The sequence below is a fragment of the Roseobacter sp. genome (assembly GCF_045106495.1).
Classification (GTDB): Bacteria; Pseudomonadota; Alphaproteobacteria; order Rhodobacterales; family Rhodobacteraceae; genus Roseobacter.
Genome location: NZ_JBGCEQ010000061.1, coordinates 1 through 23,274, shown reverse-complemented (window position 1 = coordinate 23,274; position 23,274 = coordinate 1). Strand labels below are relative to the sequence as shown.

19 protein-coding genes and 7 pseudogenes are annotated in these 23,274 nt (G+C 51.6%); 15 read left to right on the top strand and 11 right to left on the bottom strand.

The window, feature by feature from the left end:
* Positions 1-234 (bottom strand): hypothetical protein (locus tag AB8B75_RS21985; protein WP_405365339.1); only part of this gene is annotated, 234 nt, incomplete at its 3' end.
* 690 nt (positions 235-924) lie between these two features.
* On the opposite strand from AB8B75_RS21985, the pseudogene AB8B75_RS21980 reads away from it, so the two are divergent.
* The 11 genes and pseudogenes from AB8B75_RS21980 to AB8B75_RS21930 form a co-directional block, all read left to right on the top strand.
* A pseudogene (locus AB8B75_RS21980) lies at positions 925-1,095 on the top strand (integrase core domain-containing protein); the annotation flags it as partial.
* Positions 1,096-2,060: 965 nt separating this feature from the next.
* Positions 2,061-3,104 (top strand): annotated as a pseudogene (locus AB8B75_RS21975) (IS3 family transposase).
* Between the two features lie 177 nt (positions 3,105-3,281).
* A complete protein-coding gene (locus AB8B75_RS21970) occupies positions 3,282-4,256 on the top strand; it encodes an autoinducer binding domain-containing protein (protein WP_405365337.1) in 975 nt (324 codons plus the stop codon).
* A 199-nt stretch (positions 4,257-4,455) separates the two neighbouring features.
* A complete protein-coding gene (locus tag AB8B75_RS21965) occupies positions 4,456-5,703 on the top strand; it encodes an IS256 family transposase (RefSeq protein ID WP_405365335.1) in 1,248 nt (415 codons plus the stop codon).
* 32 nt (positions 5,704-5,735) lie between these two features.
* Positions 5,736-6,010 (top strand): annotated as a pseudogene (locus AB8B75_RS21960) (integrase core domain-containing protein); the annotation flags it as partial.
* A 42-nt stretch (positions 6,011-6,052) separates the two neighbouring features.
* Positions 6,053-6,694, top strand: a pseudogene (locus tag AB8B75_RS21955) (IS3 family transposase); the annotation flags it as partial.
* 169 nt (positions 6,695-6,863) lie between these two features.
* Entirely contained in the window at positions 6,864-7,190 is a 327-nt protein-coding gene (locus AB8B75_RS21950) for a hypothetical protein (protein ID WP_405365333.1), read from the top strand.
* 35 nt (positions 7,191-7,225) lie between these two features.
* The gene (locus AB8B75_RS21945) at positions 7,226-7,624 is read left to right on the top strand and encodes an SET domain-containing protein-lysine N-methyltransferase (protein ID WP_405365331.1); all 399 of its coding nucleotides are present in this window, start codon (positions 7,226-7,228) and stop codon (positions 7,622-7,624) included.
* A complete protein-coding gene (locus tag AB8B75_RS21940; protein ID WP_405365329.1) occupies positions 7,621-9,753 on the top strand; it encodes a putative bifunctional diguanylate cyclase/phosphodiesterase in 2,133 nt (710 codons plus the stop codon). Before AB8B75_RS21945 ends, AB8B75_RS21940 begins: the two co-directional genes overlap by 4 nt.
* A gap of 379 nt (positions 9,754-10,132) precedes the next feature.
* A complete protein-coding gene (locus tag AB8B75_RS21935) occupies positions 10,133-10,471 on the top strand; it encodes a hypothetical protein (protein ID WP_405365327.1) in 339 nt (112 codons plus the stop codon).
* 128 nt (positions 10,472-10,599) lie between these two features.
* A pseudogene (locus tag AB8B75_RS21930) lies at positions 10,600-11,301 on the top strand (IS6 family transposase).
* A gap of 150 nt (positions 11,302-11,451) precedes the next feature.
* On the opposite strand, the pseudogene AB8B75_RS21925 reads toward AB8B75_RS21930, so the two are convergent.
* Positions 11,452-11,754 (bottom strand): annotated as a pseudogene (locus AB8B75_RS21925) (transposase); the annotation flags it as partial.
* A gap of 41 nt (positions 11,755-11,795) precedes the next feature.
* Between AB8B75_RS21925 and AB8B75_RS21920 the strand changes: the two are divergent.
* Positions 11,796-11,927 (top strand): hypothetical protein, encoded by a 132-nt coding sequence (locus AB8B75_RS21920; protein ID WP_405365325.1) that lies wholly within the window; start codon positions 11,796-11,798, stop codon positions 11,925-11,927.
* Between the two features lie 57 nt (positions 11,928-11,984).
* Here the strand turns inward: AB8B75_RS21920 and AB8B75_RS21915 are convergent, their stop codons facing one another.
* Both AB8B75_RS21915 and AB8B75_RS21910 read right to left on the bottom strand, forming a co-directional pair.
* A complete protein-coding gene (locus AB8B75_RS21915; RefSeq protein ID WP_405365323.1) occupies positions 11,985-13,454 on the bottom strand; it encodes a putative bifunctional diguanylate cyclase/phosphodiesterase in 1,470 nt (489 codons plus the stop codon).
* Between the two features lie 113 nt (positions 13,455-13,567).
* Positions 13,568-14,005: a DDE-type integrase/transposase/recombinase gene (locus AB8B75_RS21910; protein WP_405365321.1), complete on the bottom strand. Its 438-nt coding sequence runs from the start codon at positions 14,003-14,005 to the stop codon at positions 13,568-13,570.
* A gap of 300 nt (positions 14,006-14,305) precedes the next feature.
* Here AB8B75_RS21910 and AB8B75_RS21905 point away from each other — a divergent pair, with 300 nt between their 5' ends.
* Positions 14,306-14,569, top strand: coding sequence for a DDE-type integrase/transposase/recombinase (locus AB8B75_RS21905; protein ID WP_405365319.1), 264 nt, complete (start codon positions 14,306-14,308; stop codon positions 14,567-14,569).
* Between the two features lie 217 nt (positions 14,570-14,786).
* Here the strand turns inward: AB8B75_RS21905 and AB8B75_RS21900 are convergent, their stop codons facing one another.
* Together AB8B75_RS21900 and AB8B75_RS21895 are read right to left on the bottom strand one after the other, a co-directional pair.
* Complete coding sequence (locus tag AB8B75_RS21900; RefSeq protein WP_405365318.1) at positions 14,787-16,928, bottom strand: right-handed parallel beta-helix repeat-containing protein; 2,142 nt, start codon at positions 16,926-16,928, stop codon at positions 14,787-14,789.
* A 122-nt stretch (positions 16,929-17,050) separates the two neighbouring features.
* Positions 17,051-17,227 carry a hypothetical protein gene (locus AB8B75_RS21895; protein WP_405365317.1) on the bottom strand — a complete coding sequence of 59 codons (177 nt, stop codon included), beginning with the start codon at positions 17,225-17,227 and terminating at the stop codon, positions 17,051-17,053.
* A gap of 34 nt (positions 17,228-17,261) precedes the next feature.
* On the opposite strand from AB8B75_RS21895, the gene AB8B75_RS21890 reads away from it, so the two are divergent.
* The gene (locus tag AB8B75_RS21890) at positions 17,262-17,444 is read left to right on the top strand and encodes a hypothetical protein (protein ID WP_405365315.1); all 183 of its coding nucleotides are present in this window, start codon (positions 17,262-17,264) and stop codon (positions 17,442-17,444) included.
* A 207-nt stretch (positions 17,445-17,651) separates the two neighbouring features.
* Here the strand turns inward: AB8B75_RS21890 and AB8B75_RS21885 are convergent, their stop codons facing one another.
* The 3 genes from AB8B75_RS21885 to AB8B75_RS21875 form a co-directional block, all read right to left on the bottom strand.
* On the bottom strand, positions 17,652-18,338 hold the full coding sequence (locus AB8B75_RS21885) for an IS6 family transposase (RefSeq protein WP_405365313.1): 687 nt from the start codon (positions 18,336-18,338) through the stop codon (positions 17,652-17,654).
* Between the two features lie 149 nt (positions 18,339-18,487).
* Complete coding sequence (locus AB8B75_RS21880; RefSeq protein ID WP_405365311.1) at positions 18,488-19,816, bottom strand: lipopolysaccharide biosynthesis protein; 1,329 nt, start codon at positions 19,814-19,816, stop codon at positions 18,488-18,490.
* Between the two features lie 196 nt (positions 19,817-20,012).
* Positions 20,013-21,128, bottom strand: coding sequence for a calcium-binding protein (locus AB8B75_RS21875; protein WP_405365309.1), 1,116 nt, complete (start codon positions 21,126-21,128; stop codon positions 20,013-20,015).
* A gap of 285 nt (positions 21,129-21,413) precedes the next feature.
* Here AB8B75_RS21875 and AB8B75_RS21870 point away from each other — a divergent pair.
* Positions 21,414-21,744: pseudogene (locus AB8B75_RS21870) on the top strand (hypothetical protein); the annotation flags it as partial.
* Positions 21,745-22,116: 372 nt separating this feature from the next.
* Here AB8B75_RS21870 and AB8B75_RS21865 read toward each other — a convergent pair.
* Positions 22,117-22,602 carry a hypothetical protein gene (locus AB8B75_RS21865; RefSeq protein WP_405365307.1) on the bottom strand — a complete coding sequence of 162 codons (486 nt, stop codon included), beginning with the start codon at positions 22,600-22,602 and terminating at the stop codon, positions 22,117-22,119.
* A 308-nt stretch (positions 22,603-22,910) separates the two neighbouring features.
* Positions 22,911-23,183: a hypothetical protein gene (locus AB8B75_RS21860; protein ID WP_405365306.1), complete on the bottom strand. Its 273-nt coding sequence runs from the start codon at positions 23,181-23,183 to the stop codon at positions 22,911-22,913.
* Positions 23,184-23,274: the final 91 nt, after the last annotated feature.

Below are 23,274 nucleotides of genomic sequence, written 5' to 3'. Positions count from 1 at the left end.
TTGCACGTCAAAGCTTGTCTGGCCTGACTGGTTGGGGTTGGTCATCACCAGCGCGACGGTGCCATTGGGATTGATGGTGACATGCCCCCCGTTCGGGTCACTGGACACCCCAAGTACCGTGCCGGAAAAATCGAACGTGCTGACCCGACCGGCGGTCACATCCACAGCGCCGGATTGGGTTTGGGCATCGCCTTCGCTCTGCCAGGTTGAGTTGCTGGTGTTAAACGTAATCATCGCCTGTTCCTGAAGTTTTGGAAGCGCAAACAACAAGACAGTCAACAATTATACAGATTCACATGAGCCACCGTGAATGAGGGAAAACATGAACGACATGTATTCCTTTACTTATTGATAATACTGCTCTATGCAGAATCGACGACCTGTATACGATGAAGATATCCATGGAGTGCTGTCCAAGGATACAGTGTGCTTGCTGCGTTTGCCTCGTGCGGTTTAAGAGATTGAAGCTCAAGCACTATAGATTCGGACAAATTGATGATTGGTTAAACAGCCAGTCTTTATTTTGATGGGATGTCGTATTTTTCGTTAAATCGAGAGTTGTTTCTTTGGTGGTTTTTTTGAAGTCAAATTAAATGAGAAAATCGGCATGAGCTTTCCTACCTCTTTCTAAATGAAATCGAATAAGCGATCACGATGCTTGGACCAGTACCGACCCACTATCCTTCATCTGCGTTTGTTGCACAGGGTACCTAACGTTTTTTTGATCGAGGGCAATTGACGAGATCAGTCCCACTCGAGAGGTTCAATTTGATTGCTAGTGCATGACCAGCCTTTGGTCCGTCGGGACAATGGTTTAGCGAGCAGGTGGGCCGTAGCCGAGTGCGAACCGGTCAGCGAGTTCGTCTCCCGCGACCTTGAACTGTGAACCTTTCAAAAGGATGTCATTCTCGAAATCCCAGCTTTGGAAAACCGACAAACAATGCGTACATAAGGTCGTTCAACGGCCTTCTTCGCCAGGAGCGCCTCAACGCATTATGATTTCTGTCTATGGGTGACGCCCGGAGTAGGATCAACAAAAGGAGAATGAATTCCAACGAAAACAGGCCGCGTTCATCTCTCGGAAACTTTACACCGAGCAATGAATGCGGCCTAACTGAACGAACCCTGAAGAGTCGCATGAAGACTGGACCAAAATCAGGGAGACCTCCAATATTCCGTTTTCCAACCATAAAGGCGAACTAGTTCACTAGGTGAGGTTCAGTTTAAGTATCAATACCATCGGTAGATTGAACAACTACCTATCGAAGGAGGCTGAGTCATTGAGCTGATTTAACGTTGCCACCTCACAGAACGCGACCATCGCGGCGTCATCTAAGTGCTCGGCCAAAAGCGGCAGACCATTTGCCCGAGCATATTCGCGCATACCAATTAGGACGTCTAAGAGACAATCTAGTTTCATTGATAACTCCTCTGAAACAACAAGCGCCGTAAATACGTCGCTCATTTGCAATTTAGCAATTGACAATTAATGACCAGTTACCCGTGCGACCTGCTAGCGGGACCTGCCTTCTCCTGCAGGATTAACGCAATTTCTATTGCACAATCAGCCTAGGCTATATCGGAACGATAGTCTCCGGTCTGAGATCGCGTTAAACTATCGTAATGAACCGCGACGGTTTTGCTGGAGGCTCCAACTCACAAGCAAGATAGGGCGTCATGTACAGAACAACGAACAAATATTCACTGGAAGTACGCAAACGTGCGGTGCGGATGGCGCTGAGCAGCCAAACTTGAGTGATCCAATTTTGAGGTTAATGCATGGTTGGTCTTTGGTCCAACGGTATTGCGGCCTCTGGCGCACGCCGGATATTTCCGGCCGTGTTCGTCCAGAATCTTCAATGTCCTATATGCCCACCATGGCATGTTCGATGAAGCACGAAGTCGTACGAACAGATGTGACTACGATACTCGGGGCGAATCCGACCTCACCGCGTTGCAGATACGGTAATCCCCCCGAAATGTAGGGATGTTTGTCGGTAGGATTTTCAACGACAAACGAGGAGATTCTGACGAAACAATCGAAGTAGAGCGAAGCCAAGATCATGGGTACTTTGAACCAAGCGGAAAGCGGTGCGCCTATTGCGGACCTGTGCCGTAAGCATGGGGTGAATACGGCCAGCTTTTACAAGTGGCGTGCGAATTATGGCGGCATGGAGGCGTCATTGATCTAGCGGATGAAAGCGTTGGACGAAGAGAACAAACGCCTCAAGAAGATGTTTGCTGAGAAGAGCATGCAGAATGATTTGCTGAAGGAAGCGCTTGGAAAAAAGTATCAAGGCAGTCTCAACGCAAAGAGATGGCCCAATGAGCTGTGCGATACAAATCCGTCAGCATTCGGTTTACGTGCCGGACGTTCAGCATCAGCGAAACCTGCTATCGGAATCAGCCAAAGCTGAGCGATAAGAACGAGTTGATCGCGGATTGGCTGGTGACATTGACGGCGGCAAATAAGACATGGGGCTTCGGCCGCTGTGGCCTGCATTTGCGCAACATCAAAGGCTTCAAATGAGACAACAAGCGTGTCTTTCGCTAACTTGAACTGAATATGCGGATCAAGCCGCGCAAACGGCTGCCACGGGAAAAGCCAGAGCCATTGCTGTGCCGAAGCACCAAACGAAGTGTGGTCGATGGACTTTATGGCAGATCAGCTGATTGATGGCCAATCATTCAGAACGTTGAACGTGCTTGATGACTTCAATCGCGAAGGGGTGGCAATCGAAGTGGACTGCTCTTTGCCATCAGAACGAGTCGTGCGTGCGTTGAACCAGATCATCGGCTGGCGTGGCAAGCCGCTGGCCATTCGGGTGCACAACGCCCCGGAATACATCAGCGGTGCGCTTCAGAACTGGGCTGCGAAGGCAGGGATTACCCTAATGTACATCCAGCTCGGAAAGCTCTCGCAGAGCCCCTATGTTGAACGCTACGACCGTACAGTCAGGACCGAATGGCTCGGCCGATACCACTTTGAGAACATCAAAGATGTCCAGGATTACGCCACAAGCTGGCTCTGGACATACAAAAACGAAAGACCAAACACGGGGATCGGAGGAATGACGCCAATACAGAAACGGAAAGCAGCTTAGTTTCTACTAATAGACCCCGTTGAAAATGGGGGGTTACAGGTTCAAAAAGCTAATAGCTCATTAAAAAATATGGATTTTTTTCAGAAAAATACATCGGCGGAATTTAGCCGATGTTAACCAGGTTTGCCAATAACGGGGTTGTCCGATTCAAGTTGCCAAATCAGCATAGGATTAAAGATGACACACTGGGTACAAGTAATTCTGGAAGATACTGTCTGGGGTCAGAGAAAACTGCCCGATCATGTAATTGAAGGTTTGAAACGCATTAAAGAAATGGCTTTATCTTCAGATGTCGTTCAATTTCGCACTCAAGAGTTCGAAGAAATAGCCGATGAGCTCTCAATATGCGATGACCTGAACGAACTCTCGCTACTATTATGGAGGGCTGCTACCACTTGTGGTTTTCAGCACTTTTGCCTTTTTGTAGTTAATCAAGGCAATTCGCCCACTTTTGCTTCGAGAATGTGCAATTCCTACTTGCCGGAATGGATAGAGCACTACCAAAGAAATTCTTTTCAATACGTGGACCCAATCTTTGCAAAGGCAAACAAAACCAACGGTAGCTTTCTGTTTTCAGAGGCAAGCAACTCTTCCCCCGTGGTTCAAGCATTTTGGGAAGATGCGGAAAGATACGGTGTCGGACGGAACGGTGTTTGCTATGTAATTACTCGTCCTGATAGTTCGCGAATAGCCCTTAGCTTTTCGACTTGCGACATCAAAGAAATTGCCGATGCTAAGATACGACTGAATGCTTTCGATTTAGGTTCGATTGCTCAACTTGCGATAGAGTGCTTTTGTTACAATTCTGCAGTTAGTCTTTCCGACGATAACGTTCTATCAGACGACGAACTTCGTTTCCTTCATTTATTGACTACCAATTCGAACCCGGAAGTAGCACTCTCTCTTATCCCGACGTTTGGTGGGAATGAGTCGATTCAGTCATCCATACGAAGAAAGCTAGGTGTCCAGACGATTTTTCAGGCTGTTTCAATCGCTTGTTCCAAACAATGGTTTGACAAGCTACCATTCTACCGAGATGAGATTGTTTCTTCATGCGATAGCCTCTCAGGTTGGGGTATCGCTGGCGTGAAAAAAAATGATAGTAACGCGGTGCAAACCACTAGACTCCAATGTGCCGAAAATTTGAGGTAAACTCCACTTTGCATAGGACTCGGTGTGATTTAGCGCCTTACACTTCCCGATATCGACACGACGTCATAGGTTATTTAGTCAAGAGGCGGTTGAATTGAGCTATGAGTGAATCTGGTGTTTGGGTGATTTGAATGCTGGCGGTGCATCTGGTTGGATTGTCGTTGCGACACAACCAGCCAACCGAAGAGGACGCACCACCATGTACGACACTACCATTATCGAATTTGCGGGTCGAGACGCCGTGTCCGATCCCCTAACAGAGTTGTTACGCAAGGGCGCGCGTGAGCTGCTCCAGACGGCGGTTGAAGCTGAGCTTGAGGCCTTCCTCGCCCAGTTTGCGGATCACCGAACGCCTGAGGGACGTGCAGCGGTGGTGCGCAATGGCCATCACCGTGAACGCGCTGTGCAGACCGGGATAGGCCCAGTGAAAGTGCGGATCCCGAAGGTGCGATCCAAGACGGGCGCACCTGTCAGTTTCAAGTCTGCTTTGGTCCCGCCTTATGTCAGAAAGGCCAAGACCATCGAGGCTGCGCTGCCTTGGCTTTACTTGAAGGGCATCTCAACGGGCGAGATGGGCGCAGCCCTGAAGGCGCTGGTTGGGCCAGATGCAACGGGTTTCTCGGCCAAGACGGTGTCACGATTGAAGACCCAATGGGCGGGTGACTATGACCAATGGCGCAAGACAGACCTGGGCCGCGATGAATGGGTCTACATCTGGGCGGATGGTATCTACAGCGGCCTGCGTGGCACCGATGATCGGCTCTGCGCCTTGGTTGTGATCGGCGTAAATGCACGCGGTGAAAAGCACTTCTTGGCCATTGAAGATGGTGTGCGCGAAAGTACTCAAAGCTGGCGGGAGGTACTGCTGAGCCTCAAGAACCGTGGTCTCAACGCACCAAAACTGGCTATCGGGGATGAGGCCATGGGGTTTTGGGCAGCACTTGAAGAGATATTTCCGACAACGCGCCAGCAGCGCTGTTGGATGCATAAGACAGGCAATGTGTTGAATTACCTGCCCAAGTTGTCGCAACCCAAGGCCAAAAAGATGCTGCACGACATCTGGCAATCTGAGACCCGCGAGGACGCAAACAAGGCGTTTGATCTGTTCGTCGAAACCTATCAAGCGAAGTATCCCAAAGCCACCGAATGCCTGATCAAGGACCGCGACGAACTGATGACCTTCTTCGACTTTCCGGCCCAACATTGGCAGAGCATCCGCACGTCAAACCCCATCGAAAGCACCTTCGCCACGATCCGCCATCGCACCAGGCGAACCAAAGGCTGTGGGAGCTGCGACGACATGCTCCACATGATGTTCAAGCTCGGACAGTGCGCCGAAAAGAGTTGGCGCAAACTGCGCGGCTTTGCCCACCTCGCCGACGTCATCGAAGGCGTCGATTTTATCAACGGCATCAAACCATCAAACGCAAATCAGGCCGCCGCATGAAGATCACCCAAACACCAGATTTGACAGTAGCTCGGTTGAATTCGACCGAGGCCATAGATGCTCTCTAAATTCTATTTGTTTTGCGCGGCGTCTCTGCCTGTATCAGGTCAGACAACAGCCCAGGGTTCATTGCCGAAGCATTCAGAGAATGGATTGCAGCTGTTGGTGCAAGGAATGCATACATCGAGATGGGATCACCGTGGGAGAGCGGATACTGCGAGAGCTTCAATGCCCGGTTCAGGGACAAACTGCTGAAAATGAGAAGTCTTCTACAGTTGTGCGGGATGCACAAACCCTGATCGAACAATGAAGGAAACACCACAATACCAAAGTATTACATAGTGCTTGGGTTCACATCATGCTGGAGCGTCAAGGTATCTACATGAACCAGAAGAAGCTGCGGCGTTTGTATCGCGAAGAAGGGCTCCAGGTGCGTAAGCGTGGTGGCCGGAAACGCGCATTGGGCACACGCCGCCCGATGATCGTGCCAGAGACCATCAATGAGCGTTGGAGCCTGGATTTCGTTTCGGACGCGTTCACAGATGGACGCAGGTTCGGTGTTCTGGCGGTGGTAGATGATTTTAGCCGTGAATGTTTGGCTCTTGTTCCGGATACATCGCTGTCGGGCGCGCGGCTGACGCGTGAATTGGACGCAATCATTCAGGTGCGCGGAATGCCGAAGACAATTGTCAGCGACAACGGGACCGAAGTGACCAGTGCAGTGGTTCTGAAATGGTGCCAGAAAGCAAAGATCGACTGGCATTACATCGCTCCAGGAAAGCCAACACAGAACGCTTTCATCGAGAGTTTCAACGGCAGTTTCCGCGATGAGTGCTTGAACGAGACGCTGTTCTCGTCCCTCGCGGACGCTAGATCAGAGATCAAAAAATGGAAGGAGGATTATAACCGAAACCGGCCGCATTCGTCGCTGGCAAATCTCACACCAAACGAGTTCGCAGACAAAATGACGTTGCAAAAGCAGGCCGCATGAGGCCAGAAAACAAAACTCGGGTTCTCCCAAAGGCTGGGGAGAAACAGGTCTCAGGTCATTAAAAATAAATGATAAAATTCTAAATATTGAACTGAACTAAATTAAAAATCCATACACATATTCTAACGTACCGTCAGAAAGAGAATGACCGGTAATTGGAGTAATGTGAGTGAATTCTTATTTGATTCTTGCAGGTATACTTTTGCTCTCTGTGTTCGGGGACTACGCTCTTAAGTATGCATCCGCGCTGGTCTCACCGCTAACGTCTTTTTGGTTCGCCAGCGGAGTAGTGCTTTACGGGTTTACAGCTGTCGGATGGCTCGTCTTGATGCAAAGCCACAACTTGGCTCAAATTGCTGTTCTATACAGCGCAGCCACGATTCTAGCGCTTACTGCAGTTGGATACTTTTTCTTCGGCGAAGAACTCTCTTCTCGTCAAATTATCGGCTTAACTGCAGCAGTACTTTCTGTTTTCCTAATGAATTCAAACGCTTAAACTTCTAAATAAAGCATTAACCATAAGAGGGCATCATGCTTCACGTGGATCATTATGTGAGTCGCAGCACTATTCATGGGCTTGGGGTGTTTACACGTGAACCAATCAAAGCCGGAAGTTTAGTATGGAGATTCGATCCAATGTTTGACGTGGAAATACCGGCTTCGCTTGTTATGCAATTTCCCGAAGAGGATGCTATGATCGTCATTAATCATGCAGAGTACCTTAAGCATCTTGGAGTGTTTCGCCTGGGAAACGATGGGGACATTTTCATGAATCATAGTGAATGCCCGAGCCTTTTGGATCTAGGTGATGAGATGCTTGCCAAGCATGACTTGAAAGCAGGTACCGAGTTGACTTGCGACTATACCGAAGTCTGCGTACTTGGTTTTGATAGAAGCCAATTGAATAGCTCAAAACGCTTTGCAAAATGAAGAGAAATACTCTTCCGAGCTTAATTATTGCTTTAATGTCAGTACTCTTTCTGGCGGTAATATCCGTTGTTTGGATCTCTCTATTCTCCGTCCGTCAGCAAATGGACGCGGAAGCTGCGGACGAGTCCGAAAGGCTAATGATAGGTCGAATTAGCGCTCTTCAGGCTCAGGTTTCACTAATCGCGAGCGACTATCACAACTGGACTGATCTCTTCCTGAATGCCCAGCAATTGGAATACAACAAACTTGCATCAAATTACGGGATAACGGCCGAACGCGGCGATGTGTTTCAATACGCGGAACTGTTCGACGGCCCTTTTCCCAAGCCCATATCTTGGCGCGAAGGCCTTGGTTTGCATCCACAAAATGGCTTTATTACTCCAGCAGTACATGAAGCCCTTCGTGAGCGGATTCAATTTCTGGACTCTACTCAGCGGCAAACCGTCGACTATTTTGAGTTTAGTGACGAGCAATTGGTGATGTTCAGCGCTTCCCTTTTGTTGCCGGAAGATGAGCTATTGCTGGTAGGTATAAATTTGGAGCTTCAAGCTATTGGGGCAATTGGTAAGATTCTGTCAAAGCAATATCTTTCAGGCATTGAGAAAGAGTTTTCACTCTCAGACCTAAAAGTAGTGACCGATGCTCCAATTGATGATGTTGTTCATATTTCTGTTTTGGACGTCACTGGTGAGCCGGTTGCTTGGCTGGAATGGTTGCCCCCGAAGCCGGGGACACTTCTTTTTAGAAAAATGTTCCCGATAATGAGTTGGATTAGCATCGCATTCGTTTTAATATCTTTTTTTGCTGCGCGACTACTACTTGGTAAAGCGAAAGCTATTACCGAGCAAGAAGCGATTTCATTTGAGAAGGCGCGCATCGATGCGCTTACTGGGCTTCCCAATCGCTATGCCTTCTTAGAACACCTTGGCAGTTTGTCACAACTTGCTGATGCAAAGTATGCAGTGTTGGCTATTGATCTAGTACGCTTCAAGCAAATCAATGATACCGTGGGACACGTTGGAGGCGATGCGTTTCTTGTTGAGTTCTCCAGACGGCTAGCAGGCCTTGTAGACGAGACGACATTTGTTTCGCGCTATGGTGGTGATGAATTTTTTATCGCCATTTGCACTTCCAGTGACTTTGGTACGGTAGTTCGCGAAAAGTGTCGTGAATTGTCGAAAATCTCCTTTGAACCAATAAAGTGCAAAGGGGTGACGTTTGAAGCCCTGTCTTCGAAAGGCATTGCCACAAGCAGATTGATGGATCAGGAAGACCTTATTTGTCGCGCTGATCGCGCAATGTACTCTGCAAAGAAACAAAGGACTCAAGAAGTAGTATTTTATGACGGCGAAATGGAGTCAGAGGATCTAGAATACAAGCTGATTGAGGCGCAAATGCGTAGAGCCTTAGTCAAATCAAATGAATTCCAAATTCACTATCAACCTATCGTATCGGCGAGGGACCCTAAAAAAATATTAAGATATGAAGCTCTCGCACGTTGGTCGTCTCCCAAGCTTGGCCCTGTTGACGTTGAGAAGTTCATTCACGTTGCCGAAACCAGCGGGTTGATTTTGCCACTTGGCTGGGCACTTCTGGATTTAATTTGCGCCGAAATAAAGAAGTTTGAACACATTTGTATCAATATAAATATTTCGCCCGCTCAATTAATGACGCCTGGATTTGCCGTGAAATTTGCAGACAAGGTAGTCGCGAACGGGTGTCACCCAACTCAAATCGAAATAGAAGTAACCGAGCAGGTCGTGGTTCTGGACGACATAACTATTGCTAAAGAATTATCGATACTGCACGACAAAGGCTTTAAGCTCGCACTAGATGACTTTGGAACAGGCTATTCATCAATCGGGTACCTGACAAGAATGCCGTTTGATGTACTCAAGATCGACAGGTCTTTTATCCAAACTATTCACCAGGGGCAACGGAGCGCAAGGATACTGAAAGCCATAGTGGGATTGGCACGCTCTATGGATCTTGAGGTAGTTGTTGAAGGGATTCAGGCGAAGGACGATATTGACGCTCTTCGTGCCATGGGAGTTGACTACTTTCAAGGTTACCTTTTTGGAAAACCCGCATCGCTAACTGAGATACGAAGTTCTGTTGCCATTGTTTGATTTGTTCCCCTTGGAGATCGCTGACCCAGCCCCCTGAAATTAGGCCAGTGAGTTGCTAGCAATGCGTCCCAAGCTAGGATAGGCCATAAAGCGCAGATTCTCCGACGATTAGATTATTGGAATGATCATAGCAAACGCTGTGTTCTAATGTGCCAGGACACGATCGTCTACATTAAATCGCGCCGCGCAAGCCCATGCACAACGCGTTCCCCCCTTCTTGGCGCAACACATAGTGCACGCGAAGAAGGCCGGGCGGCGCGATTGAGATGGCGTAAACAGCCGGAGTCACCCACCAAGCGATGTATGTGGTCGTTCAGGCTTTCGTCCATTGCCCGGCAGGCGATTGCGTGGCACTATGCCAAGAGAGGCGTAATCTGCCATGGAAGCTCTCCGCAAAGTGAACCCGAAGCGCGTCTACTGCCTTTACAATGAAATGAGACTGCAACTGCGCAAAAAGACGCGCAAGCGCCGGGTTAATGCACAGCGCAATCAACACATCGATGCCATTGTCGAACATGGCAGAATGAAATGGCAAACCGAGGCAGGATACAATCAGAGATCACAGGTTGAGGCACAGATCGGACGATGGAAGCAAGTCATCGCCGATCGCCTGCAAGCGCGTGATTTCGACACTCAAATCGCGGAAGCGCAAATTGCCTCAAAAGCGCTCAACCGCATGACAGCTCTCGGTCGGGCGGCGTATGAGCGTGTCTTCTGAAAAGAATGGGTATGGGACCACTCCGCATCAAACTTGATCCATGCAACACGGTCGAATTGATCAGAGGGTGTTGTCACACAAACTTCCCTAAGGTTGATTGCGCCGCTATTTGGCCGTAGCTGATGGCGATGCAGACCCCAACCATCAGTTACAAGCGCCACCGGTTTCCGCCTGAAGTCATCAGTCACTCAGTTTGGCTCTATTGCCGTTTCAATCTCAGCTTTCGAGAAGTCGAAGAAATGCTGCTGGAACGCGGGATTGATGTTTCGTACGAAACTGTCCGGCGCTGGGTCCGAAAGTTTGGCCCCTCTATTGCACGTGGTTTGCGTCGACGGGAGCCTCAATCTGGCGATATTTGGCATCTGGACGAAGTCGTTGTGACGATCAAGGGGACGTAATTCTGGCTGTGGCGAGCGGTTGATCAGCACGGCATCGTTCTGGATGAAATCCTTCAACGCAGGCGAGACAAGAACGCAGCGAAACGCCTGCTGCGCAGTGTGATGAAGAGACAGGGCCGTTCGCCGAAACGTTTCATCACGGACAAGTTGAGGTCCTATGGTGCGGCGAAACGCGAAATCGCGCCAAGCCTCGAACATCGGTCGCACAAGGGCTTAAACAACCGCGCCGAGAACAGTCATCTGCCATTTCGAAAACGGGAAAGGGCGATGCAGGGATATTGTTTTCCGGGCAGTTTGCAACGGTTTGTGTCAATTCACTCAGCCATTCGGAATTGCTTCTTTGTTCCCTCTCGCCGTCGTTCTGCCCTCACAATCCGTTATCATCACCTAGAAGCATTTGACGCCTGGAATGCCGTCACACAAGCAGCTTGAAATCCCGGCCGTACGATTTCGCTTTGTGCACGCAGTTAATGTGACAACACCACCGCACCTGCCCGTCTGGGTCACCCCTGGGCAGCCAGAAGCTCTTGAAACGGGACCGTTGCGTTAATCGGATGAGTACAGTCGCGTGCCCTTGCATTTGCTATCAACAGCGCGCCACAGCCAATACTTCTTACCATTTATTGGGAGGACGACGTCGTCCAAGTGCCATTTGTCCGCCACTTTGGGGCGCTCCTGGCGGATCGCCTTGGCATATTGCGACCCAAATTTCGCAACCCAAGCGCGGATCGTCTCGTAGCTGACCACGACACCGGGTGCGGCTAACAGGTCCTCAGCATCGCGCAAACTCATGGGAAATCGGTGATAGGCCCAGACGGCGTATCCGATGATTTCAGGTGGAAAGCGGTGGCCTGAAAAGGCAACAGATTGCTTGGGTTTGGTCATGCGCCCAAGTTCCGGCTCTTGAGATGTACCGCAACTTGACGATGCCTTTCAAGTCGTTCAACGCAGCCGCAGCCACCTTGGCGGGCATCGAGGTCACTCGCATGATCGGCAAAAAACAATTCGACCGATCAGGGCCGTCCGGCTTCGCGCAGTTCGCCGAACTGGCAGGATAATTGTGTTTAGCTGAAGCCACCTTCTCACGTCATGCCAAGGTTTGCGACACTACCCTTTCAAAGACGCGCTTCCTTTCGTGGCACTTGAGGCCGACCTTCTGACTGAGCGATTTTCGGAATGTCATATTTGTTGCATTGTTGCTGGGAATTCCTTGCTAAGTTTCGGTCCATAAGATTCTTTCGAATGAAGAGATCATCTGCTTTTTTGTCAAAAAGTTGTGACATTTCCTCAGGTGTTACCGGGTGATTGAAATAAAATCCTTGAGCGTAAGGGATTCCAATGCCCCGCACTACTGCAGCTTCTGCTAGAGTCTCGATGCCTTCTGCAATCACTTCGATACAAAGGTTTTTGGATGCCTGATGGATTGCCTTGATGAAAACTCTACTAGTTTTTCTGCTATCACAATCAGATATCAGTGATCGGTCAATTTTTACGAAATCCAAAGGGTAGCTGTCGATACTGACCATCGATGAGTGACCAATCCCAAAATCATCAATACCCACTCTGACACCATTTTGCCGGAGTTTTGTAATGGTGGAAAGAACAGTTTCGTTTACCTCCAACTTTTCAGCTTCAGTAATTTCGATTTTCAAACGAGTCTTGTCGAACCCTAAACTGTCTAATTCACGCAGCACAGAATCCGGGAAACCGGGATGCAGGAAATCACAGGCGGAGAAGTTTACGCTAACGAACGTTTCCACTGGCCAATTCAATGCTGCGCGGCATGCTTGCCGAAGAACATAAATACCAAGTTGAGAAATCCGCCCGCTCTTTGAGGCTATGCCAATTATGCTTTCGGGATTAATCATTCCGTATTTCGGGTGTTGCCAACGTATAAGTGCCTCTGCTCCAACTATTTTTCGACTTGAGATGTGGAAAATCGGTTGCAAATAGAAAATGATTTCTTTGCGTTCCAATGCTGCGGGAAACAATGCCGACAGTTCCTGAATCATTAAAAGGTCTGCGCAAGAAATGTTGTCAAAGAACTTCAGTTGGCTCTTCCCGCTATTTTTAGCCCAATACATGGCCATATCAGCTTGTTTAAGCTCTGCACTTAAGTTGTTCTTGTATTCAGAGGAAATCGTCGCACCTACAGAGCAACTCAAAAGAATTTCATGCCCCAATATCCAGCGTCGGGTATTGAGCATACAGGTTACACCTTCGGCAATCCTCTCCGCAGACTCGGTATCATCTACCACGACGCATGCGATGAATTCGTCTCCCCCTTTTCGGCAAACCAGGGCATCACAGGGCAAACTATCTAAAAGAGTGTTCTCAATTTCAGCAATCAACTGATCACCGACAACATGACCAAGAGTATCATTGATTTGCTTCAGGTTATCCGCATCAACAAACAATACAAGCGCTGAACTATTAGCAGGTTTTTTTGCGCAAACCTGTTCGTATTTTTCTCTGAATTTCGAGTAATTCCATATGCTCGCAGATTCTTTTTGATACTTAGATTTTGTATGATTAGTAACAAAGCCAGTAAGGAACCAACGGCGCAACTCTGCAAACTGAAACAAGACTAATTCTCCATCTCTATTTAGAAGCCACATACCTTTAATCGTTAGGATCTTTGCACCGAGGACAATTCGTGCTTGCCGGGCACTTATTGTGAATATTGTTTAAATTTGAATTAATTAGAGGCTGATGTGTTTCTAAGGTGCTTTCGATCAATGTGCCGAATTCCGTCGTCGGATCCATTTCCGTAGTTCATTTCCTCGATCGCCTTGGCATAGATGTGGCCTTTGTCGGTAACAATCGTCATCGGCTGATAGCACCGGACTGTGTCGCTGGCTTGACGCATAAATGCCCTTGGCGCACTTGCGTTTACGCACCAGCGGTCGCGGTGAAGCACAACTTCCTCGATACCACCGATACCGGGGCCTACCCCAAAGGGCGCCCGCTTGGCTTGAAACTCGGGGATTAGTTCACGGCCAATAGGGGTGGGACCTACGCCTGCGAGAACAATGCGGGGACCGTGGATTTCACATTCGAAAACCTTGTCCCGAATGGGGTCTATACAATGTGGCATGAGCGCCGCGGCCAATTTTGGGCTTTTGAGGTTCAGCATGTCCGGCAAGTCCCCGTTCAAACACCACCGTTTTCCGCGCGAGATCATCTTTGTCCAGTGCGGTGGTACCTTCGTTATCTGCTGTCCTATCAGGACGTTTTGGATCTGCTTGCTGAGCAAGATGTCAGTGTGGATCGTTCCACAGTGTATCGCTGGGTCCAGAAGTTTGGCCTTGAATTGACCAAACGAACGGAGAAGCATTTGCGCCGGGTCGGCGTTGATTGACATGTGGATGAAACATTCATTCGCGTCAGCGGCAGGTGGCGTTATTTATAGCGTGCCATTGATGTGAACGGTCAGATGATCGACTTCCGCCTGACCGCCAGACGGGATACAAAGGTCGTCAAAGCCTTTCTCAACAAAGCAATTCAGCGTGTCCGGCAGCACCGACCTATGACAATTGTGACCGACCAAGCACGGCCTTCCCGTCGAGTTATCCGTGAGATCGTTCACCGATACGATCCGCATTTTAACAGCATTCGGCATATTGACCGAAAATGCCGCAACAATCTGAATGAGAGCGATCATGCAGCCATGAAACGAATACTTGGCTACCGACGGTAGCTTCCGGTCTGTGCGATCAACCAAGGCAACCTTGAGCGGGTTAGAGACCATCAGAATAATCATACGCAGCCACATCTACCACAAGCGACCAGGCGTTCAGGGTGAAATCCAGTTCGTTTCGTAGCTATTTCGTGTCACATGATCCAGTGCAACAGCAGGACTCCAATATGGCATACGCCTGTTAGTGCAACAGTCACAAATTTTTTCGCATTGGGCCTTACCCCTGCAGCGCGCCGATATGCATACGGTGCAGGCGCCCCTTTGTTGTGCCTGTCTTGGGAGCTAGTAGCGCAAACCGCGCATCAACCTGGTTGCGCGCTGGGGAGTCAGGGGCAAGCCTGAAATCGCCAGGGCTCCTAAACTGGGGGTCAATATCGATCAGGTTCTGATCTATCAGAACCTCCGGGTGGCCAGAAAATTCATCATAGATAGTGTGAGTTTCTCGTGGGGTGTCGTGCCAGAGAATGTTGCCGACAAAGTCAAACGAGCGCAATACACCAGTCCAGTCTGAGCCTGTCCAGCCGACAAGCCGGACCTCATTGCCGACACCGGAGCGTGCGCAATTCACGATTGTGTTAAACCGAATACGAATCTCGGAAATTGTGCCAGTCGGGCGATCTTTGGGGTGATCATGGCAATAGATCCCGCTGCGCTCGATATCAAAAATCACGTTGCCATATATGTTGATGTTGCGCAGGGTCTGGACCAGATCTGCCATTTGCACAGGATCGTCCGGGTCTGTCACCGCTTCGCGGGCCAGCGTAATGCCAAGCCCACACTGGGAAATCACGTTGTTGAAGATATCGATGTCCTCCACGTAGCGCCGCGCCGTATCCAGATAGATCCCGTATCGTTCGATGTTCCAGATCCGGTTGCCATAGATTTTTCCGTCCCGCACTCCGTGCTTGTAATCGATGCCGTATTGCCGGGAGTCATGGATGTGATTGTGGCGGGTGATGATACTCCGGGCACCGGCGGCCACGCTGATGCATTCGTTCACCCCACCCTTAAAGTCATTGTAGGGCGTGGGGATGTTGGTCTGAGAGATGTCGTTAAGTTCGATAACAATGTCCCGCAGGCGGACATCGTCATAGGCGAGAGTTTTATGTGGCAGATAACCGGCCACAAAGATCCCGGCATTTCCGACCCGGCGGATCACATTGTTTGCCAAAAGGTGATTGCCATGGATCTCTCCCTGCCGCCCCAGCACAAAAATTCCGCTAAGCAACATGTCTTCGATCACCAGATTGCGGACGATGATGTGATCCTGTGCCTCGATCAGAATACCGGCCAAACGAAAGGAGGTATCCCCGGCGGAGCTGATTATGGCCTGATGGGTCTCGTCGGGCAGGGTTGTCATTGTAATGGGGGCCCTGGCCGTGCCCGAACGTGACACGACAAATGGAGGGTAGACTCCGGGACGCAGATAGATCGTATCGCCCGGTTTGGCGTGCCGAACAGCATAACCGGGGTGGCGGAACGGTCTGTCTGGCCCACCGCGGTCTGGGCGGTCCTCACCATATGGCGCGACGTATAAACGCTCCGGTTGTCTGACTTGCGTGGACCCTGCCGTCTCGTGCGCGCCGACTTGCACGCGCCAGACAAGGAAGGTTCCGGCGCGCTGTCGTGGTATGTCAACGCTCCAGCTTGCCTGTTCGCAGTACAGGTTTCGCAATGTTATCGGTGCATCCGCACGGAACAAAACACCGTTGATGGGCTGTTCCGGGGTCAAGAACACCCTGTTCGTGCCTGCAGAGCAGGGCAGGCCGCAACTGGGCAGTGGGCCGCCTGCACCATCCACCAGGGTCAGTTTGATCGGCGAGGCCTGTTCGGGAACAGTATAGCTGAGTAAATAGCGTGTACCGGGTTGCAGCGGCATGTCGAGACTATAGGTCCCGTCGGGCGTACGCATAATCCGGCAACGGGACACCTGTTCAACCTGATCAAGCAGGTCTTGCCCGCCGAGTGATAGCTGTGTGAGCGTGGATATGTCCGTGTCAGCCAACAGGTTCTGCGACACCGACAACACTAGACGCGGGCCATCCCAAGTAGCCTCTACTACAAATGGGCAGCGCACGAAAATATCTAGCCGCCGTAGAGTGATGTCCGCCGGATCCTGAGGGCGCAGCAGCAGTGTCAATGGTGCGGCACGGGCAGGAACTAGACCCGACAGCAGACCCCGCCCTACTAGAACCAGCCCATCCGGCAGGGGAGCGGAGGTCTCCGCGAGTACCAGGTTCGGAGTTTCATCCCCAAACAGGGCGGGTAGGTCGAGGCTTTGCAAAGGTTCTCCTGCCACCAAAGAAAGCGAACGCTGTGGCAGCGGTGACGGCAAGGGTGCGCGCGTGGTATCATTCATATTAGGGCACATGTTTCCATTTTGTTGCGCAATTGATGTCATAACCCGGGGAAGAACCCCAGTCGTTTTCGCACCGCAAGATAGCCTACCACGTTCTGTGTAATCGTGCCAATCGTTGATGCCTATGCAATCCCGATGATCCCAAAGCCTGGGGCCAGCATTAATGTCAATGTCACCGTTACAATCGCGGCCAAAGCCGAGACGCGCCGGTAGTCTGCCTCAAATTGTGTCATGGTCAAAAGTTGACCCACAGAACCTGTCGCGACATTCACGGTCTGCCCGATTACAAAGATCGTCAACACTTGTCCGGGGTTCTCGTAACGAAGGTGCGGTATGTTGCATACCGTCAAACTCGATGTGGCACCTTTCTTTGCTGAAATCCAACCTGCCGAAGACCGTACAATGTCCGTTGATCCGCGTGATAACATCTCTGTGGGCGGTATTTTGACGCCTGCTGACGGCACGGTGACATTGAAGTTTGGGTTGAGGGCAGGGCGATTCGCCCTTTCAAGTTAGACGATACCAAGGCCCGCGAGATCACGAACAGGCTCGAGCCATCAGCCGGACTGCAGGGCTCTTTGATACAGTTAATCGGATCGCGTCCAACGGTGATTTGGTGCAGGGTCAGCCTCTAAAACCCGAATGGCAAACGGCAACTGGACAAGCGCTGGTAGTGTCGCAGACTTTGGCATGACGTGAGAAGATGGCTTCAGCTAAACACAGTTATCCTGCCAGCTCGGCGAACCGCGCGAAGCCGGACGGCCCTGATCGGTCGAATTGTTTTTTGCGGATCATATGAGCAACTTCGATGCCCGCCAAGGAGGCGGCGGCTGAGTTGAACGACTTAAAAGCCTGCATTGGGCGCGTGATCCTCTTTATGAAACGATGGTCCTGCTCAATAATGTTATTGAGATATTTTACCTGCAGAACTTCGATCAACCAACACCATCTATTCATCACCAGTAGGCAATTCATATTGAACAGCCCGGCAGCGTCGGACTCACTTTTGTCGATAACAACCTTGTCCGGCCAACCGTTGCGAGCAATCGTTTTGGCAAAGAAGGCGGTCGCAGCTACCTCATCACGTCGTTCAGACAGCATGAAATCAAGGGTTTGACCTTGCTTGTCGATCGCACGGTAGAGATACGTCCACTTGACTTTGACTTTAATATGGGTTTCGTCCATCCGCCAAGATCGGCATGTTGGTCTCTTCCGGCGATGAGCCTCATCAGCGATGGCGCCTGCATTCTTTTCGACCCACCGGTTGAGTGTTGCATGATCAACGGTGACGCCGCGCTCTGCCATAATCTCTTCGAGGTCGCGATACGAGACGCCAAACCGAATATAGAAATAGACCGCGTATAGAATGACAGATTTCGGGTTGTGCGCACCTTTGAAATTGACCAACATCTCAACTCCAGTCTTTACTCAGCAATGCGCATCCTTTGGACTAGAGCGCATACAAGCGCAAAGGTAACCTAAAAATTTGCGACACTACCCGCGCGCGCGCACTGGTACTTATGGCAGGGCACGAACTTTAGATGTGGAGGCAGGCACTGTCATAATCCAGGGAAAAAGCCAAGCCGCTTGCGCACCGCGATGTAGCCCACCACGTTTTGCGTGATTGTGCCGATCGTCGCAGCCAAGGCGATTCCGATGATCCCGAAGCGCGGTGCAAGGAGCAGCGTAAGTGTCACCGTGACAAGCGCGGCTAGGGCCGTGACACGCCGGTAATCGGCCTCGTATTGCGTCATAGTAAGAAGCTGGCCCACAGAACCTGTGGCGACATTCACTGTCTGCCCGATGACAAAGATAGTCAGCACCTGCCCGGCGGCGGCGAATTCGTTGCCAAACAATCCCATGACCTGATCCGAAAACAGGATCAGGCAGGTCACAAGAGGAATGGTCACTGCGAGCATAGCTGCTGTGGAGATGCGTGCAATCCGGCGCATTTGTGCAAGATCTCCAGCGGCAAACAGCTTGGCATATTGCGGGGCGACGAACATGTCACAGACCAGCAGCACAAAGACCACAAGCACGGCGACACGTTGGGCCGCTGCTGCGATAGCCAGATCGGCTGCAGATACGAACCGACCTCCGATCAGGATCCCGGACCAGGTGACGGTCAAGATCATCAACATGGCCACCCAGAGGTTCAGGTTGGAGATTGCTTCGGGTCGACTGATCGACAGATGAGGGCGTAGTTGCGTGCCCGGTTGCCAAAGCCAAATCGCCAGAGCGATGACAAAGCTGATAAGTACAGATACCAACAAGATGATCGCGCCCTGCGCTGATGTCAGGGACAGCCCCCCCCCATATCCAAGCACCGCAAACCCTAACAGGGCAAACATCAGATACCCGAGGTTCTGCCCGAACACGGTCATGACGGTCCGGCGGACCCCTTGAAAGGCAAACCCAAGAGTGTTCAGCAAGGTCAGCGGAGCGAGGGCAAGGCATATATAGCCTAGTGTCGAGGCCATATCCGGCTTGGCAAACACAACGGTTGCGATTTGATCCGCAAACAGAAATCCGGCCCCCGAGATGAGACTTGCAAACACAAGCGAGGCAGTGATCGCAAGGGAAAGCACCTGATTTGCGACAGCCCCAATGCCATCCGCACCATAGCGCCGCGTCAGTTTCGCATCAAAGCCAAGGCGAAACACGGCCGAGCCGACAAATAACAGCGTTAGGCCAAGAAACAGATACCCCGCCTCTGTTGCTCCAAGGATCCGGGCGGCGACCAGCGAAAAGACGACGGATATCAGGGCACCGGCTGCTTTTGCGCCGCCTGCGTAAACAAGGCCCTTAAGTGACGCGAGACGTCCTGATGTCATATGGGTGTTCGGGGTCGGGGACGCCCGCTCCGATGCGGTTGATGAACGCGCCACCGTATACACCACCCGTATAAGCTTGACTACAGGGTGTGTGCGTTGCGCAGGTGGGACGGACGTTTTGAAAAGACGACCGCGCCAATTTCACATCACATGAATTCGGCGCGGCTTGGTTTTGCGCAATCTTGCGTAGGCTGGGACTTATGGAATGATGTCGCCTGCGATGTAATCTGAGGCTGTCTCGAGCGCGCTATCATTGATCTTTATCGCGAGTTCCACGGTCGGACCTCCGTCCACGTTTGCAAAGACGCGGGTCTGGGTGCCAAAATCCTGCACCCACACACCGCCCGCCCCAAAAGGCGAGACCATCAGTGGAAATCACATTACCAAGGAAGGTAAAAGCCTGATCGCTTGCAAGTGTGATGTCAGCATCAATACCGGAGACGTCGATCACATCGCCGCCTGCACCGCCCACACCAGACACGTCCAGAATGACATCTTCTGCCCCGACAGAGGAGTCGGCTGTGTCGGTGAAGACAAAAATGTCGTTGTTAGCATTACCCCGCAGGGAGTCCACACCGGCCCCGCCAATCAGAGTATCGTTGCCGTTCCCACCGACGAGGGTGTCGTCGCCGTCCCCGCCATCAAGGACATCGTACCCGTCTCCCCCACGCAGGATATCTTTGCCTGCATCACCGGACAACGTGTCATTCTGCTGATCGCTATTCAGGGTGTCGTCGCCATCTCCGCCCAACATATTATCTTCACTGGCATTGCCGAACAGGGTGTCATTATGGGCTCTGCCATCCATGGTATCAGCGCCATTGCCACCGCGCAGCGTGTCATTGCCAATGCCGCCCATCATATTGCCATCGCCGTTTTCACCCGCTAGGACGTCATCCCCGTTCAGCGTGTCATCGCCCGAGCCACCTTCGAGCAGGTCATCGCCGAGCAACCCGACCAACGTGTCATTGCCAGCGCCACCCAGCAGCTTGTCGTCGTCACTGGTTCCGGTCAGATTTTCATCCGTGCCAGCGGTCGCCGTCAGGGTGAAATCCCCGGTATTGGCGGCAAAGCGGTCCGAGACAGACAAGAACAATGTGTCGGTCGTGGCGGCGGTGAACGTGATGACCGCATCGCTGCAGTTGGCCCCAAAGCCATCGACGAGGGTGCCGCCCACACTGTCCCGAAGCTGCAACCGTAAATCCATCGTTGCGCTGTTCGTCGATGCGATAATCCCATAGCTCAGCGCTTCTAACAGAGTGGTGAAAATGAAATCAACATCTCCCAGAAAATCGATGTCAGAGGTCAGGGACGACCCCGGAGCCAGAGACGTTGTTGTCGTGGCATCACCAAGAATGTCAGTCATATTGTTTCCCCCAATCAGAAAATTTAATGGGGGGAGCCCAGATACTGCCTGACGCTTGTCAACTCTCTAAAAATATGGAATTATGGAGTGCTCGCGGATTACGCGAGTCCGTGAGCGCGCGATGAACTCGGCAATATACCTGGCCGCTCTGATATGGGCTTGCTGGGTCTTCTCCACAAACAGTCTTTTTGGGCGTTTCAGCTTCCGTGGCGGACATCGTTAGACGCCTTCGGTCTCACCGAAAAAGACGCAACCCTCGCAATCCCCACCGACGACATTCTGCGCTATGAAATCATCGGCCACGCCTTCATTCCCGCGTCAGGGTCGCGCGCGTCAGAACTGGCAAAACAAACTGGCGTTGTGTTTGAGGCCAAAAAACTGCTAACGGCTCACGGCCGCGAAACCGCAAAAGCCAACAAGATCGAAGGCGTGCCACTGATCGTCCCAGGCTCAACCGATTGGGCCGATGTGGATACAGTGTTTTACACGGTGGACCGGGTGCGCGCCCGTCGGCGCCGTGCTCTTTGGCGGCAATGGCGTCGCAATGAACCTCGGGCAGAAAGCCGAAGACAAAGGCGTAAAGGTCATGCGCGTTGACGCCCCCAGTGCCGACTAAATTACACCGGCCCGAGCCAGCGCGCGGAGTTGGTTCTGCCACAAAGACACCGGAGACCGACATTTTCTAACCCGAACTAACACCCTTACGCTCACGAAGTTGTCCGAACTGGGGCTCGGATCGCTTGGCTGTTTCGCGCCTCTTTTTTGTCCTGGTAAGGGACCCAAGAACAGTGCCGCGCATCTGACCCACACAGCGCCTCACTGAGAGCCTCTAGCGCGGTTTGGGAAGAGCAGGGCAGGGCAGGGCGGATTTAGCGCCCATCATAGGGCCAAAAACCGCTGCCGTTACGGAGCGCGAAATCAGCCTAAAGTCCGACCCAGAAATTGCCCCAAAACAGGTATTTTTCGCCCGGTGAAATAGCCTCAAAACTCACCCGAAAATCTCGCGCATGGCAGAGGCAAATTGCGCCCGTGAAATCGTCGCCCGATTGCCCGCATATCTGTGATAGGCCGAGCGTCCGGAGCGCACCGGAAGACCCGCCCAGACCCGCGCGAGATTGTCCATGAACTGATCCTGTGAAATGCGCGCCGTAAGGAACTTCGAGAACCCCGCCTCGTCCACGAGTAGACGTGCCATCATGTCCTGTGTGTGTTTGTCAAACCGAGTGGAGCGAGGAAGGCGCAGCGCGCGCGTCAGCCGATCCAGCGTCTTGGGAATAATCTGGTAGCGCCCGATGGCATGATTCTGGCCGGATGTGGCGCGCGTCCACGCGGGGATCTCGCCCAGCGTCATCCGAACCGGTTTCTTGCAGGGCAGTCGCTTGGCTGAACAGTGAATCGAGTTGTAGCCCTTGGGCGCTTCAGCCGAGGCGACGACCGACAAAAGCCTGTCCAATTTCGGACCCGAGCGCTGCATGGTCAACCTGCCGATCGACGTGGCCCGGCCAGCTAAGGGGAGGCGATCCGCACCGGCCCGGTCAAAGACAGATCCCCGGACTTACCAGCGATCCGCCTTGGCCACAGGTTTCTAGTTTTGCGCGCCCTCCGGATCAGCGATCAGAGCGAACACCACTCCCAGCAACAGCACCGGAGCAGGCCCCAATGCTCGCGCGGACGGAGGGAAAAAAGGGCCAGTGGCAGAGATCGCGTGGGAGAGCATTGGACTGGAACGACAAGGTTTCGCCCCTTTGGGTCGAGAAGAGGCAAACACCTGACGCACCAGGCTTAATGCTGGCGCAAGGCATTGCAGATAAACCGAAAAACGGGGTTATGCGGAGATTGCGACTGCTCGCTCTGATAGAATCCAGCCTCAAGAAGCAGTTGTTGCATGCGGGTTATTTCGTTTCTTGTCGCCTGCGCCTTCTGCGCATCCGTTAACGTAAGCGCATCGACATGGGCTTGAACATTTGTCGTCAGCCGATCCAGCGAACCAAAGATTTGTTCCTGTTCATCGCCCGATGTCAGCCAGACCCGCGTGTTGGAAGGAACCGGGATCAATTTACAAGACCCTGCAAAAGGCTGACCAAGCGGTCAGCGCCGTCGGCACTTCAACAAGAATGCGCCGACCGTCTGGTAAAGTGATGTCGAC